This window comes from Luteimonas sp. A478 (assembly GCF_054052025.1).
The window spans coordinates 195954-210801 of the sequence record NZ_JBSVRF010000002.1; the positions used below are offsets into that span (position 1 = coordinate 195954).

A 14848-nucleotide genomic window follows, 5' to 3' on the forward strand; every position below is an offset into this window, starting at 1 on the left:
CGCCGCACTTCGGGCCGGCCGCCATGAATCACGGTTGCACCGACGCCGGCTACATGAAGTTGCGGGTGTGCAGGCTGGAGAGGTGACGCGCGCGGTCCGGCTCAAAGCCCAGCCGCACCAGCTTGGCGTAGCGGCTGTCGGCCATGTCCTTGATCAGCACCTGTACCTTGCGCGAGCCGAGCGCGATGGCCTCCGGGGTGATCGCGCCGGCCGCCATCACCACCAGCGAATCGAACACTTCCTCGTTCAGCCCGCCGGTATGGCGCAGCGCCTCGTGGCGGTCTTCCACCGCACGCGCCAGGCGGTTGCGGAAGTCGGGCTCACGCTGCAGCCGGTACAGCAGGTGCGACATGCCCAGGGCCACGTGACGGGCCTCGTCGATCGCGGCGTAGCGGGCGATCTGGCGGGTGAGCGGATCCGGCGCCTCGGCCTGGATGAACTTCAGCAGTGAAACGAAGGTGCCTTCGCCCAGCACTGACAGCAGGAAGCTGGCGACCGAGTAATCGGGTTCGTCCAGCAGGCTCTTGAGCGACTCCTGCCCACCCGCGGTGGACAGCGCAGGCTCTCGGCCGTGGCGGCGGATGCGCCGGGTGAACACATCGATGTGGCGGGCCTCGTCGGCAATCTGGATCGCCAGCGCGGCCTGCAGTTCGCGGTAGTGCGGGTGCAGCTGGCCGAGGAAGCGCGCCGGGATCACCAGCGCGGCGTTCTCGTTCTCGACCATGAAGGTCATCACCTGCACCACGGCGTCCTCGATCTCGTCGGCCAGCACCGGGGCGTTGTCCCAGTCGATCTCTTCCGGGCTCCACTGCGCAGCGACCGCTTGCCGGTACAGGTTGCCGGCGGACTCGTTCCACAGCTCGTCGCGCTCAGACAGGCGGAAGTGGATCTCCGGGGCGCCCGCCTCCACCACCGCGCCGCGCGCGGCCAGGCCCCAGCGCGGGTCTGCGCTGGCAGCGATGGCGCCGTCTGCGGTCGGGTCGCTGTGACCGGTGGGCAGGGCATCGCGCCAGCGTCCGGCCTGGGCCGATCCACGGCGCACATGCACCGCATCTTCCCCCCCGGTTCCGGCTTCCATCCCATGCCCCTGGGCCCGGCACCAGGCGGCAAGCTGCGCCTGCCAGCCTGGAGCAGTACCGTGCACGGCGACGCTTTCGCCCACCGCCACGGCGTTCAGCGCGTGCTTGACCAGCAGGTGCGCGCCGCTGTCGAAGCCGAGCGCACCCAGGTCCACCACGTTGTCGGTATTGATTGAAGTATTCATTCCATCAGCGGCATGCCGCACATCATCCTGGCTACCAGATCATTGATCACGTCGGTGGTCGGCGCCATGACCGCCGCCGCGCGCGAGTCGCGGAACAGACGCTCGATGCCCACATCCTTGCGGAATGCAGCCCCGCCGCACACGCGCATGGCGGTGTCGGTCACCGACAGGGCGGCCTCGGCAGCCACGGCCTTGGACTGCAGCACGCGCATGAACATGTCTTCGTCACCGTTGGCGATGGACGCCAGCGCCAGGGCGCGCACGCCGCGCGCCTGGTCGATGCCGTTGCGCGCCTGGGCCAGCTGTGCACGCAGGGTGGGCAGGTCGGCCAGCTTGCCGCCGGCGGTAAAGCCGGTCCTGGTCACGTGCGCCACCGCCCGCTGCAGTGCGCCTTCCATGAGGCCAATGGACACCGAGGCGATCAGGTTGACGAAGGACGGCAGCTCATCGCTGAACATCAGCTCCTGGCCTTGGCCGTCCTCGCCCAGGCGGTTGGAGATCGGCACGCGCACGTCCGTCGCCTTCACCGGCGCCGACGCGTTGGCACGCAGGCCCAGGCCATCAAAGGGATTGGGCGACTGCAGGCCGTCAAGCTTGGTCTCAACCAGCCAGATGGTGCTGGCGGCATCGCCGTCAACCGGCTTTGATGACCAGACATAGGAGTCGGCCTCGCCGGCCGAGGTCACCATGCTCTTGCTGGCGTTGAGCAGCACGTGGTCGCCATCGGCGGTGGCGGTGCTGACCGGGGCCCAGAAGTGGCTGCGCGAGCCGGACTCGGACCAGGCCAGGGTGGTCAGGTGGCGGCCAGCGGCGATCTCGCGACGAACGTCTTCGGCGCCGTGCTTTTCAACCAGGGTGGTGCCGGCGTAGTGCATGGTCACCACCATGGCGGTGGCCGGGCAGTCGCGGGCAATGCGTTCGACTACCTGGGTGGCCTCGTCCAGGCCCAGGCCCATGCCGCCGACGTCCTTCGTGCTGATCAGGCCCAGCAGGCCGGACTGGCCCAGCGCGGTGATCGCTTCGCGCGGGAAGCGCGCCTCACGATCGATCTCAGCCGCACGCGGCAGGATCACGTCGGTGACGATCGGCTCCAGCACATCCCGCCAGGACTCAGTAGTCATAGTTCTGCTCCGTGATGCGGCCTTCGGCGTCGTAGAACTTCTCGTCATCCACCGCGCGCTCGAGCAGTGCGTAGCCGCTGGTACGGCCGGGGTGCCAGACCTTCAGGCCTTCCAGCTCGAGCAGGGGCCGCACTTCCGGGTCGTCCCACGACATCGCCAGCAGCAGGTCGGCGAAGCGCTTGGCCAGCGCGGGATCCAGGTCGGGCGCGGTGGTCATATTGCAGTGGTCGAAGGCGCCGGTGGTGGCGACGATGCGGGTGGTGCCCGCAGCCAGGGTGCCCTCTTGAGCGAAGGCCTGGTAGTTGCCCGCGATCATCCAGGCAGCGTCGATTTCGCCCTTGATCATCGCTTCGGCCGCGTCTCGCTCGCCGCCGATGTGGTCGCCGTGCTTGCCGCCGAGCACATCGAACAGCTGCGCGGTGTAGTCGGTGCCCTGCACCAGGCCGTGCTGGCGCATGTGATCGAGCGGGATCAGGGTGGCCTGCGGCGAGTCGATCGCGCCAAAGCCGACCTTTGCCCCGCGCAGGTCCGCGACGCTCTGGACCTTGCTGTCGGTGGGCACCACCAGCACCGACTGCAGGTCCATGTCGGTATCGCGCATCACGATCGCCTGCACATCCTGGCCGCGGGCGCGGGCCATGCGCTGGGCGCGCACGAAGGCCAGCGGCGAGTTCCAGGCAAACTGCAGGTCGCCGCGCATCAGCGCTTCAACCAGCGACTCGTAGTTTGAATACAGCACGTAATCGAAGTTGAAGCCGCGCTCCTTCAGGTAAACCTTGAAGCCTTCCCAGATGGTGACGACCTTCGGGGCGTAGGACACAGCCCCCATGCGGATGATTTCGGACATAAGCTCCTGCCAATGACGTTGTGAGGCGCGCACGCAGCAGCAACCGCCGGCGACGGCACGCGGAAAGACCAGGGGACGGATCACGCCACGCGAAGAAGGCGCGGGCGGCCGGGTTTCCCGGCGCCATGCGAGGCAATGGCTGGCGGGGAGGCCGGCGGCACGGTGCATCGGGCACTCGCGCGGCCGGGAAACGGACAGCACCTGTCACGTCGGCAGACCCTCAGTCTAGCCGACAGATAAGCGGGTCGGGTGACAGTCAGGCCGCGGCCCGCCGCCATTTATGGAACGCGGCATTCCGGTGGCCCCAGATGGCCCGGCGGTCCGGAATCCCCGTAGGAGCGCGCCATGCGCGCGAAGCCGCGTGAACTGCGGCCCTGCCCCGGGGCGTCGGCCACGACGTGACCACCGACGCCTCGCCGCAATGATCAATGTGACGCGGCTTCGCGCGCATGGCGCGCTCCTACAAGGGCCAGCGCACGTGAGGCGGTGAGCCTCAACGTGCGCCGCGGCAGCGAGACCTCAGTGCACGCCGAAGCACATCGAGGTCGGGCCGAAAGTCTCGCCAAACGTCTGGCCCTGGCGGTGGTGCTGCCAGTAAAACGTCGGTGCCGGCACGGCCTGGTTGCCGATCTCGGCCATGTCGGCTTCGACGTCGAACAGGCGCCCATCAACCATCACGTAGCGGGTGTCGGCGGTGTGGCGGATGTTGTCCAGCGGGTTGCCGTCCAGCACCACCAGGTCGGCGCGCTTGCCGACTTCCAGCGATCCCAGCTGCGCACCGAAGCCGATGTAATCCGCCCCATCAATCGTCGCCGCGCGCAGCGCCTCGAAGTTGCTGAAGCCGCCCTGGGTCAGCATCCAGATCTCCCAGTGCGTGGCCAGGCCCTGCAGCTGGCCATGCCCGCCCACCTGCACCTTCACTCCCTCGTCCCGCACCTTCTTCAGCGCCTCGGCCACGCGGATGTGGTTGTAGTCCCAGTCCGGCGCGATCTCGCGGCGGATCGAGCGCGCATCCAGGGTCTCGCGCGGGAAGAAGCGGTTGAGCTTGGCGTCTTCCCACACGTTGTCGCGGGCGTACCACCAGTACTCACCGGACAGGCCGCCGTAGCTCACCACCAGGGTGGGCGTGTTGCGCACGTCGGTTTCCTTCCACAGGTTCACCACGTCGTCGTAAAGCGGCGCGATCGGCAGGTTGTGCTCGATGCCGGTCGCCCCGTCCAGGATCATGGTCATGTTGTGGTGGAAGGTGGAGCCGCCCTCTTCCACCACCAGCATGCCCAGCTCGCGCGCGGCCTGGTTGACCTGCTGGCGCTGGTCGCGGCGCGGCTGGTTGTAGCTCTTGACCGAGAACGCGCCGTTGGCCTGCATCCGGCGCAGGTGGCTGCGGGCGTCGTCGAGCGAGTCGATCTCCGCCTTGAAGCCGCCGTCGGCGCCGTAAAGGATGGTGCCGGTGGAGAACATGCGCGGACCCACCATGCGCCCGGCCTGCAGCAGCTCGGCCTGCGAGAACACGAACTCGGTCGTCGCTGAAGGGTCGTGCAGGGTGGTGATGCCGAAGGCGAGGTTGGCGTAGTACGCCCAGTTCTGCTGCGGCACCACGCCCTGGCCGAAGTTGGAGGCGTGCGCATGCACGTCGATCATGCCCGGCACGATGGTCTTGCCGGCCGCGTCGATCACGTTGGCACCCGCCGGCACCTGCACCTCACCGGCCGCGCCCACCGCGGCAATGGTGTTGCCGTTGAGCACGATGGTGCCGTTCTCGATCACTTCCTGGCCGTTCTCGGCATCGCGCATGGTCACGATGCGCGCGTTGGTGAACACCACCACTTCGCCTGGCTGGTACACCGGCGCCTGCAGGCCAACCGGAATGCCGCCGCCCGGCGCGGGCTCGGCGATCTCCTCCGGCGCGCCCGGCAGGAAGGCAAACGTCTGGTCCAGGCGCCGTGAGTGGTAACGGTCGCCCACCATCCAGTGCACGGAATTGGAGTCCGCCGCCCAGTGCAGGTAGCTGCCGACGTCGGCGCTGACCTGGCGCACCGGCAGCGCGCGGGTCTCGCGGTTGAGGGTGATCACGCGACCGGCCTCGGGCATCGGCGCCACGTAGGCGTGGAACAGCTCGGTGAACGCCACCCACTTGCCGTCCGGGCTGATCTGCACCGAGTCCACGTACTTGAGGTCGAACACCTCGCGCGGATCCTCGCCGTGCAGGCCCACCGACATCAGCTTCTTCTCCATGCCGCCGCCGGCCAGGTACAGCACCCGGGTGCCGTCATGGTTGAACTGCGGCGACTGGCCGGAATCGGCCACCCGCACCGGCTCGCCGCCCGCTGCGGGGATCACGTAGATGCCGCGATCACCCGACCACAGGCTGCCGGTCAGTCCGCCGCCGCCCGTGCGGCTGTAGACCACGTGGCGGCCATCGGGCGAGAAACCGGGCTGGTAGTAGAAGCCGGGCTCGCTGGTGATCTTGCGGCCCACGCCGGTGCCGCTGGCACCGCGCACGTGGATCGCACCCAGCCCCTCATCGGTCCAGGTGGTGTAGACCATCTGCCGGCCATCGGCGCTGAAGCCGGGCTGGTATTCGTACACGCCCCGGCTGTTGGTCAGGCGCTGCGGCGTGCCGTTGGGCAAGGACTTGCGCCACAGCTGGCCGAGCGCGTGGAACACGAGGGTGCCGCCGTCAGCGGAAGTAGCCACGTCACGGATCATGCGCGGGTTGAAGCTGTCTTCCGGCAGCTGCTGGGCGAAGTGCAGCGCCTCTGACACCACCTGCTCTACCTGTGCGGTGAACGGCACTTGGCTGGCCTGGCCGTTGCCCATGTCCACCCGCCACAGACCGCCCTGGGCCCACAGCACCACCGCGTTCGAATCCGGCATCCAGTTGAAACCGGTGTACGGCCCGAAGATCGCCCACGCTTCCTGCTGGTCATGGCTGAGGCCATCCCACACCGGACGCACCTCGCCGCTGGCCAGATCCAGGTGATGCAGCACGCTCTTGTCACGTACGCGCTTGACGAAGGCCAGCGAGCGGCCGTCCGGAGACACCTGCGGGCGCACCGCGCCACCCGGGCTGTAGACCACGTTCTCGTTCTTGCCGGTGTGGCGGTCGAAGCGCTTGATCGCGTAGATCACGCCGTGCGGATCGCGGTTGTAGTCGAACGCGCCGCCGGAGCTCACGTCCTGCGAGTAGTACACGTAGCGGCCATCCGGCGACACGCTGGGCTCGCCGATGTCCTGCTGGTCGTTGGGCTTTTCCACCAGCTGGATACCGGCGCTGGTGCCGCCGGCGTGATACAGCCACAGCTCGCCCGCGCCCAGCGAGCGGCGCGAGGTGAAGTGCTTGCGGGCCACGATGTACTCGCCGTCCGGGGTCCAGGTGGGGTTGTTGAGCAGGCGGAAGCTCTCGTCGGTCACCTGGCGCGCATCGCTGCCGTCGGCGGCAATGGTCCAGATGTTGTTGCCGCCGCTGCGGTCGGAGGTGAAGGCGATGCGGCTGCCATCGGGCGACCAGCGCGGCTGGATGTCCCAGGCCCGGCCGGTGGTGATGCGGGTGGCGGCGCCGCCGCCGATCGGCATGCGGTACAGGTCACCCAGCAGCGTGAACACGATGCTGCGGCCGTCGGGCGAGACGTCCACGTCCATCCAGGTGCCTTCGCTGGTCTCGAAGCGGACGGTCTTGGCCTGGCCCTGGGTGGATTCGACGCTCCACTTGCCGTTGTCCTCGGCGGCGTCGGGGTCTTCACGCAGCCCGCGGGCGCTTTCCAGCGGCGCCTCGGCCGGATCCATGCCGGCCGCGTCCAGCGCGTCCTGTTCCAGCTCGATGTTGTCGCTGCGGTCTTCCTGCTGTTCCTGCTGCTCCTCCGGCGGCGGCGGTGCGTCCTGGGCATGGGCGGGGAGGGCGAAAAGCGCACCGGCAAGTGCGAGGGCAAGGACGTTGCGGGTCATGCAGGACTTCCGGAAAAGTGATTCCCGCCAACATACCGGCCGCCGCCACGCGCCGCACCGGACGAAAGTCACCTGCGCGCGTGGCGCAGCCCCACCTTGAAAACGGGGCGCGGGGGCGCATATCGGGCGGTTGGAGCAACAACATTGGCCCGTATCCATGACCACAGAAACCCGCAAGTTCGAAGCTGAAGTCGCCCAGGTCCTGCACCTGGTCACCCACTCCCTGTACTCGCACAAGGAAATCTTCCTGCGCGAGCTGATCTCCAACGCCTCGGACGCCTGCGACAAGCTGCGCTTCGAAGCGATCGCCGAACCCGACCTGCTGGCCGGTGAAGGCGAGCTCAGGATCGACGTGGACTGGGACAAGGACGCACGCACCATCACCATCCGCGACAACGGCATCGGCATGACCCGCGATGAGGTGGTGGCCAATATCGGCAGCATCGCCAGTTCCGGCACCCGCCGTTTCCTGGAAGCCCTGGACGGCGAGAAGAAGGCCGACGCGCGCCTGATCGGCCAGTTCGGCGTGGGCTTCTATTCCGGCTTCGTGGTCGCCGACAGGGTCACCGTGCTGACCCGCCGCGCCGGCGCGGCGGCCGAAGAAGGGGTGAAGTGGGAAAGTGATGGCCGCGGCGAGTACTCGCTGGAAGCCGCCACCCTGCCCGAGCGCGGCACCGCCGTGGTGCTGCACCTGAAGGAAAGCGAGGACGAGTTCCTGGAAGACTGGAAGCTGCGCTCGCTGGTGCGCAAGTATTCCGACCACGTGGCCTTTCCGATCCGCATGCCCAAGGCCGCGATGGAGCCGGCCGAAGGCGAGGAAACCAAGCCTGACGCCGCGCCGGAATGGGAAACCGTCAACGACGCCTCGGCCCTGTGGACCAAGCCCAGGTCGGAGATCAGCGACGAGGACTACCAGAATTTCTACAAGTCGCTTGGCCACGACTTCAACGACGCCGCCGCCTGGAGCCACAACCGGGTCGAAGGCAACCAGAGCTTCACCACCCTGCTGTATCTGCCGTCGCAGCCGCCGTTCGACCTGATGATGGGCGGGCGCGATGAGCGCAAGGGGCTGAAGCTGTACATCAAGCGCGTGTTCGTGATGGACGCGGCCGAGGAGCTGCTGCCCAACTACCTGCGCTTCGTGCGCGGGGTGGTGGATTCGGACGACCTGCCGCTCAACGTCAGCCGCGAGATCCTGCAGCAGAACCGCCAGCTCGACCGCATCAAGGGCGCGTGCGTGAAGCGCGTGCTGGACCTGATCGAAAAGCTCTCGCGCGACGAACCGGAGAAGTTCGCCGCCTTCCTCAAGGCCTTCGGCAACACCCTCAAGGAAGGCATCGTGGAAGATCACGCCAACCGCGAGCGGATCGCCAAGCTGCTGCGCTTTGCCTCCACCAAGGGCGAGGGCGAGGCCCAGACCGTGTCGCTGGATGACTACATCGGCCGCATGGCCGGTGAGCAGGACGCGATCTGGTACATCACCGCCGACGGCTACAAGGCCGCTGCGGGCAGCCCGCAGCTGGAGGCGTTCCGGGCCAAGGGCATCGAAGTGCTGCTGATGTTCGACCGCATCGACGAATGGATGCTCGGACAGTTCAACGAGTACGCCGGCAAGCCGCTGAAGAACGTGGCCAAGGGCGAGCTGCCGCTGGACGAGGCCGACAAGGCGAAGCAGGAGCAGGCCGCCGAGGCCGCCGCCCCGCTGGTGGAGAAGGTGAAGAAGCTGCTGGGCGACCGGGTTGCCGACGTGCGCGTCTCGGCGCGGCTGACCGATTCCCCCTCCTGCCTTGCCCTGGCCGATCACGAAATGGCCCCGCACCTGGCGCGCCTGCTGCGCGAGGCCGGCCAGGACGTGCCGGACAGCAAGCCGACGCTGGAGATCAACCCGGGCCACCCCCTGGTGCAGAAGATCGACGGCGAGGCCGACGAGGCCCGCGCCGCGGATCTGGCCACCCTGCTGCTGGAGCAGGCCGAGATCGCCGCCGGCGCGCCGCTGCCCGATCCGGCAGCGTTCGTGCAGCGGATCAACCGGCTGTTGCTCGGATGATCACAGTGGAGGGCGCAGAATGGGCCCTCCACTTTCCGGAGCTTTCGCAATGAGCCTGTTTTCCAAGATCAAAGACAGCATTTTTGGCCGCAAGGCCAAGGCGTCCGAACCAGCACCCGCGCCCGCCAAGCCGGCGCCGGTCATTTTCGACGGCAGCAAGGACGATCCCGACGTGTCACCACCGGCGCGCCTGCCGGAAGCCGCTGCCGCCGAGCCGGTGGACGTGGAAGCCGTGCTGACCGCGATGGCCGGGGAAAAGGGTGGCCCGAGCGACTGGCGCAACTCCATCGTCGACCTGCTCAAGCTCCTCGACCTGGATTCCAGCCTCAGCGCGCGCAAGGAACTGGCGGCCGAGCTCAACGTCAACGCCGGCGCGCACGGCAGTGCCGAGCAGAACATCGCCCTGCACAAGGCAGTGATGCGCAAGCTTGAGGAAAACGGCGGCAAGGTGCCGGCCGACCTCAAGGATTGACGGGCAGACTGACGGACAAACTGACGGAACGGAACCGGACGCCGCCCCGCGGCGTCCCGGCTTTCAGGATCCGCCGGCTGGCCCGGCGGAGACCTGCACCGGGCCGTTGCCCTCGCGGATGGCGGTGACCCGGAACAGCTCGGCGCCTTCCACGTCGGTCATGAAGAATTCCACAGCGCGCGCGCCGGGCTCGTCCCGGCTGAAGCGCGGGGCGTGGAGCGCGTAGCCGCCGTTGTCCATCGCGCGGCGATGGGCAAGGCTCGATACCTCCTGCTCCCGCCGCACCACGTAGCCCGGCCGCGGTACGCCGAATGCGGCCACCGCCTCGGCCCAGGCCTCGGCGGAAGCGTCTGCACCGCAGGCCGTGATCACCCGGTCCAGGGCGCCTGCCGATCCGGGCAACACCACCTCGCCATCCACCACCGCCACCGTCCGCCGCAGATTGGGCAGGGCATTGGGCGAGGTCAGGCCCAGCAGGCGGCAGTCCAGCGCTTCGGTGCCAGCCAGGGACTCGATCATCACGTCATCAGGATTCCAGCCCCAGGCCTGGGCCGCGGCCATGCCCACCTGCCGGTTGAACTCATCGTGCATCTGCGTACTCACGCTTTCGGTTACTCCGCTGGTGGCCACGGGCCGCTGCTGGCAGCCGGCGACAGGGACTGCAAGCAGCAGGCAGCAGCCGATCGTGGAAAACAGCTTAGCCATTGGTCACGTTGTTGGTACCCGGTGGGCCGATGGTAACTGCGGCCGGGCGTGACAGTTCGGGCGGCAGCGGCGCGCCGCTGTCTTCAGCATCCTTCTTCGCCTGCACCAGCGCGTTCACTTCATCCACGGCGTTGTCGATGGTGATGTCATCGCGGCCCAGCATGGTGTTGAGGTAGCCGGCGATATCCTCGGCATCCTTCCCGCCCGCAGCCAGCAGCTCGGCCAGGTGCGAATAGCCCGGACCCGGATTGACGAACACCGCCACCCGGTCGATCACGTCCGCCACGCTGGGATCTTCGCCATGCTGCGCCTTCACCCCCACCCAGTACGCCCGGTATTCCTCATGGAACCCGTAGGAGGAATTGAGCGACAGGCTGCGGTCCCAGTTCTGCATGTGGTTGACCTCATGCACGAACGTGTGGCCGATCACCCGGAGCTCACCGGATTCCCATGAACGGGCCGAGGTATCGACGGGATTGTTGTCAGCGCCGATGTAATAGGGATTGATCCGGAACAGATCCTCGGGGCTGAAAGGCACCGATCCGTAGGCCCCGTGCTCGCTGAACTCGAACCGGTAGGGCGCTGATTCGCCCAGGAACAGGGCCAGGGTGCTGGAGATGATTTCCTGGTCGCCGGCATCGTACTGGGACAGAAACGCCACCGTCTTCGCCGCCCGCTGGGTATCACCCAGGTCGAAATCGCGCACCCAGCCCTTGCCCAGCATCGCTTCCAGGTTTTCAACCGCTCGGGTGTCGGGATAGTTGCGCACCTGGCTCAGCACGGCAGTGCGTTCAGCGGCGCTGACATCGGTACCGTCCTGGAACTGCGGGCTGGAAATCAGCGAGCGGATGGCGCCCGGCAGCGCGGTGTCTTCAGGCTGGCGCGCCGCCAGCGCATCGGTGATCAGGCGCTGGTCGGCGGGCGTCAGATCCTGGAATTCCGGCGACTGCTGCAGGGCGACGGCGGACAGCGAAGACAGCTGTTGCGGTGACGGCAGCAGCTGGAATGACAGGTCGCGGATCAGCGTGTGCAGATCCACCAGCACCGCAGGATCGGCCTCTCCCTCACGCGCCGCATCGGCCACCAGCGCCTGCGCATCGGCGGACAGCGCGGCGTATTCCGGTGCATCGAACAGTCCCGGCTCGGCGGCGGGCTGCTCACCTTCCCCAGCTGCGCTGGCGGGCGCCTGGCTGGCGGTCTGCTCCAGCTCTGCCCTGGCTTCAAGCCGCGGATCGAGATGCATCGGGAGGCTTTGGGTGGATTGCAGCGTGTTCATGGATCGCTCCGGGCTTCCTGCTGGATCCACCGATCCTGCCACGCACCCATGCATGCGCCAGCCGGGGCTGACCCTAGGTGCACCGGCTCGCGTTACGATGCCGAACCTACCCCGCGCACCCCATATTCCTCCATGAAGGTCAGCACCACCCGGACACCGCCGGCAGCATGAACCAGCCGTTGCACCAGGCGGATGCCGGCGCCAGGCCCGGGGATGAGCGCCTGACGTCGTGGACCGCAGGACTGCTGAGCGGATCGCTGCATCTGGCCATCCTGCTGCTGGCATTGCTGGTTGAACCGATGGAAATGCCGACGCCGCAGGGCTCCACCGCCGGCGGCAGCCGGGTGGAAGTGGTGATGATCGGCGAAACCCCCGAGACCGCCCCGCCCACCGAGGTTCCGCCGGTCAGCGCACCGGCGGTGCAGACCCCGCAACCGCCCCACCCAGACCCGGCCGAACCCACTCCTGCTCCGCCGCGGGTGCAGCCCACGCCCGTGGTGCAGGCCGATGAAGCCATGCAGCGTCGCCAGGCCCGACCGGCCGCTGCCAGCCCGCCGCCCACGCCCAGCACCAACCGCCGCGCCCACGTCTGGGGCCAGCCGCCCGGGATGCTGCCCGAGGACCACGCCCCTGTGAACGCCGGCCGCGCGCCCAGCCCGGCCGTGAGCCAGGGCCGTCGCCACACCAGCTCCTCTTCCGAACCGAGCATGGAGGTCGGCGGCTACCAGGTCCTCTACGACGTGCGCAGCGAGCAGCGCCTGCGCGACTGGCGCGATGCCGGCATCACCGAGCTCTTCATACCGCTGCCCGGCACCCGCGACTACATGGTGTGCCCGCTGGAAGTTGCGATCAGGCGCGAATCCGGCGCCTGCCGCCTGCTGGATCCGGATGACCCGGAAATGGCCGACATCGGCGACGCGCGCGAAGTCATCAACATGCATCGCGTCTACCGCCGCGGCGAACTGGTGTGGCGCGGACCGCGTGCCTATCGCTGAGCGTTTTGTTCTGCCGGGCGAGCCCCTGCCACCTGAACGCAGCACCCGGCCGGTCCACATCGCTTTCATCCCCGCTGGCCCAAAGTGGATTCCACTCTCTCCCCAGAAAGGAACCGCGAATGGACAACCAGAAGAAGATCCAGCACTCCCTCAATGACCTGATCGAGATCGCTCGCGACGGCAGCGAGTTCTACACCGAGGCCGCGTCCAAGGTGGACAACCCGGAACTCTCCACCCTGTTCACGCAGATGGCCGGCCACAAGCGCGAGATCGTCAGCGGCCTGACCGCCGACGTGGCCGCCATCGGTCGCGAACCGGCCGAGAAGGGCACCATGGCCGGCTCGATGCGCCAGATGTACGCCAACGTCCGCGCTGCCCTCGGCAACAAGGACTACGCCTATGTGGCCGAGCTTGAGGAAGTGGAAGACAAGCTGCTCGAGGCGTTCAAGGACACCGTCAACGACACCGACACCCCGCCCGCCGCCAAGGCCGCCGCACAGAAGTACATGCCACAGGTGGTCCAGTGCCACGACATCATGCGCAACCGGAAGATGGCGCTGAAGGACGCAAACTGATCGCAGCGACAAGAAGCTGCAAAGGACCGGCCCCGGCTTTCAGCCGGGGCTTTTTTGTGCCGCGCGTCATGCGCGCGAAACCGCGTGACTGCTGACATGCCGCGTGGCGTCGGCCACGACGATGCCGTCGACGTCTTGTCGCGCTGATTGAATTCACGCGGCTTCGCGCGCATGGCGCGCTCCTACCGGCATTCAACGTCACTCACGGCTGCTGCCCTGCAGGTGGCGCGCTCAATCCAGACGGATCGAGGCGCGCACGCGGGAGTTCAGCCGGTCCACCAGCCACAGCAGCCCGCCCCGCCAGAACCCGTGGATGCGGGCCTGGTGGCTGCGATAGAGCATCACGTGGCTGAGCTGCGCCAGCTTGCCGCGGATGGTGAGCCCGTTGAACAGGCCGAACTGGCCCAGCGAGCCGAACGCGTCGTAGTCGGCCAGTGACACCAGGGCGCCCATATCGCGGTAGCGGAAATCGGGCACCGGCCTGCCCTGCAGGACGCGGGGCAACGACCGGACCAGGTATTTCGCCTGCTGGTGCGCCACCTGCGCCGTGGGCGGCAGGGCGCGCTCGGCACCGGGCAGCGTCAGCGCTGCGCAATCGCCCAGCACGTAGATGGCGGGGTCGCGCGTGCTCTGCAGGGTCGGGCGCACCACCAGCTGATTGTTGCGGTTCGCCTCCAGCCCATCCAGGTCGGCGAGAAAGTCGGGGCCCTTGACCCCGGCGGCCCACACCTTGAGCGCGGCGGGCAGCGTACTGCCGTCGGCGAGCACGAAGGCATCGGCGGTGGCCGCACTCACCTGGGTACCCGTCAGCACGCGGATGCCGATCGCCTCCAGCCGCGTGCGCGTGGCGCTGGAAATATCCTCCGGGAAGGCCGCCAGCAGGCGCGGCCCGGCCTCGATCAGGGTGATGGTGATGCGCCCGGCAAGCCCCGGCGCGCCGTAGGCGGTCGCCGCCTCCACCAGCTGCACCAGCTCCGCCGCCAGCTCCACGCCGGTAGCGCCACCGCCAACGATGGCGACATGCAGCGGTATATCCTGGGTCAGGCACTGCAGCAGCCGGATGCGCATTTCCCGATTGAACGCATCGGCCTCGCGCCGCGAATCAATGTTCCAGCAGTGCTCCGCCACCCCGGGCGTACCGAAATCATTGGCCTGGCTGCCGGTGGCCAGCACCAGCACCTCGTATCCCAGCCGGCTTGCCGGCACCAGCAGGCGCCCATCCGGCGCGTGCTGCGCCGCCAGCTCGATTTCGCGGGCGTTGCGGTCCAGGCCACACAGCTCACCCGGGCGATAGGCAAACCCGGCATCGCGCGCCTGGGCAAGGTAAGCGGTCTGCTGCTGGGAGATATCCCGCGTGCCGGCGGCGATGGTGTGCAACATCGGCTTCCACACGTGCGCCGACTCGCGGTCAACCAGGGTGATCGATGGCGTCCCGGCCCGCCCCCGCCAGCGACGGCCAAGCGTGCTGGCGACTTCCAGGCCGGCCACGCCACCGCCGACGATCACGATCCGGGGCTGGGTTTCGGGTGTTGCCATCAGGTGCGTCCTCGTCGGCATGTCCAGGTACGGATGTCGGGCATCCGTCCACGCCAGCATGCCCG

At 68.0% G+C, this 14848-nt stretch carries 11 protein-coding genes; 4 read left to right on the forward strand and 7 right to left on the reverse strand.

The window, feature by feature from the left end; all coding sequences use genetic code 11:
- Positions 1 to 49: 49 nt before the first annotated feature.
- The 4 genes from ACW7G3_RS04590 to ACW7G3_RS04605 all read right to left on the reverse strand — a co-directional run bounded on the left by ACW7G3_RS04590 (position 50) and on the right by ACW7G3_RS04605 (position 7177).
- Entirely contained in the window at positions 50 to 1264 is a 1215-nt protein-coding gene (locus ACW7G3_RS04590; RefSeq protein ID WP_456981368.1) for a hypothetical protein, read from the reverse strand.
- Positions 1261 to 2385: an acyl-CoA dehydrogenase family protein gene (locus ACW7G3_RS04595; protein ID WP_456981370.1), complete on the reverse strand. Its 1125-nt coding sequence runs from the start codon at positions 2383 to 2385 to the stop codon at positions 1261 to 1263. The genes ACW7G3_RS04590 and ACW7G3_RS04595 overlap by 4 nt, the downstream gene beginning before the upstream one ends.
- Positions 2375 to 3232, reverse strand: a complete 858-nt coding sequence (locus tag ACW7G3_RS04600) for a phosphate/phosphite/phosphonate ABC transporter substrate-binding protein (protein WP_456981372.1) — start codon at positions 3230 to 3232, stop codon at positions 2375 to 2377. The genes ACW7G3_RS04595 and ACW7G3_RS04600 overlap by 11 nt, the downstream gene beginning before the upstream one ends.
- Before the next feature lie 519 nt (positions 3233 to 3751).
- Positions 3752 to 7177 (reverse strand): amidohydrolase family protein, encoded by a 3426-nt coding sequence (locus ACW7G3_RS04605; protein WP_456981373.1) that lies wholly within the window; start codon positions 7175 to 7177, stop codon positions 3752 to 3754.
- Between the two features lie 157 nt (positions 7178 to 7334).
- Between ACW7G3_RS04605 and htpG the strand changes: the two genes are divergently transcribed.
- The gene (gene htpG / locus ACW7G3_RS04610; RefSeq protein WP_456981375.1) at positions 7335 to 9224 is read left to right on the forward strand and encodes a molecular chaperone HtpG; all 1890 of its coding nucleotides are present in this window, start codon (positions 7335 to 7337) and stop codon (positions 9222 to 9224) included.
- Between the two features lie 49 nt (positions 9225 to 9273).
- Positions 9274 to 9696 carry a DUF3597 domain-containing protein gene (locus ACW7G3_RS04615; RefSeq protein ID WP_456974188.1) on the forward strand — a complete coding sequence of 141 codons (423 nt, stop codon included), beginning with the start codon at positions 9274 to 9276 and terminating at the stop codon, positions 9694 to 9696.
- A gap of 63 nt (positions 9697 to 9759) precedes the next feature.
- On the opposite strand, the gene ACW7G3_RS04620 is transcribed toward ACW7G3_RS04615, so the two are convergent.
- Together ACW7G3_RS04620 and ACW7G3_RS04625 are read right to left on the reverse strand one after the other, a co-directional pair.
- Positions 9760 to 10401, reverse strand: coding sequence for a hypothetical protein (locus ACW7G3_RS04620; protein ID WP_456981377.1), 642 nt, complete (start codon positions 10399 to 10401; stop codon positions 9760 to 9762).
- Positions 10394 to 11677, reverse strand: a complete 1284-nt coding sequence (locus ACW7G3_RS04625) for a hypothetical protein (RefSeq protein WP_456981379.1) — start codon at positions 11675 to 11677, stop codon at positions 10394 to 10396. The genes ACW7G3_RS04620 and ACW7G3_RS04625 overlap by 8 nt, the downstream gene beginning before the upstream one ends.
- 167 nt (positions 11678 to 11844) lie before the next feature.
- Here ACW7G3_RS04625 and ACW7G3_RS04630 point away from each other — a divergent pair, with 167 nt between their 5' ends.
- Together ACW7G3_RS04630 and ACW7G3_RS04635 are read left to right on the forward strand one after the other, a co-directional pair.
- Positions 11845 to 12672, forward strand: a complete 828-nt coding sequence (locus tag ACW7G3_RS04630) for a type II toxin-antitoxin system RelE/ParE family toxin (RefSeq protein WP_456981380.1) — start codon at positions 11845 to 11847, stop codon at positions 12670 to 12672.
- A gap of 119 nt (positions 12673 to 12791) precedes the next feature.
- Positions 12792 to 13247 (forward strand): PA2169 family four-helix-bundle protein, encoded by a 456-nt coding sequence (locus ACW7G3_RS04635; protein ID WP_456981382.1) that lies wholly within the window; start codon positions 12792 to 12794, stop codon positions 13245 to 13247.
- 231 nt (positions 13248 to 13478) lie between these two features.
- On the opposite strand, the gene ACW7G3_RS04640 is transcribed toward ACW7G3_RS04635, so the two are convergent.
- On the reverse strand, positions 13479 to 14783 hold the full coding sequence (locus tag ACW7G3_RS04640) for an NAD(P)/FAD-dependent oxidoreductase (RefSeq protein WP_456981384.1): 1305 nt from the start codon (positions 14781 to 14783) through the stop codon (positions 13479 to 13481).
- Positions 14784 to 14848 lie beyond the last annotated feature (65 nt).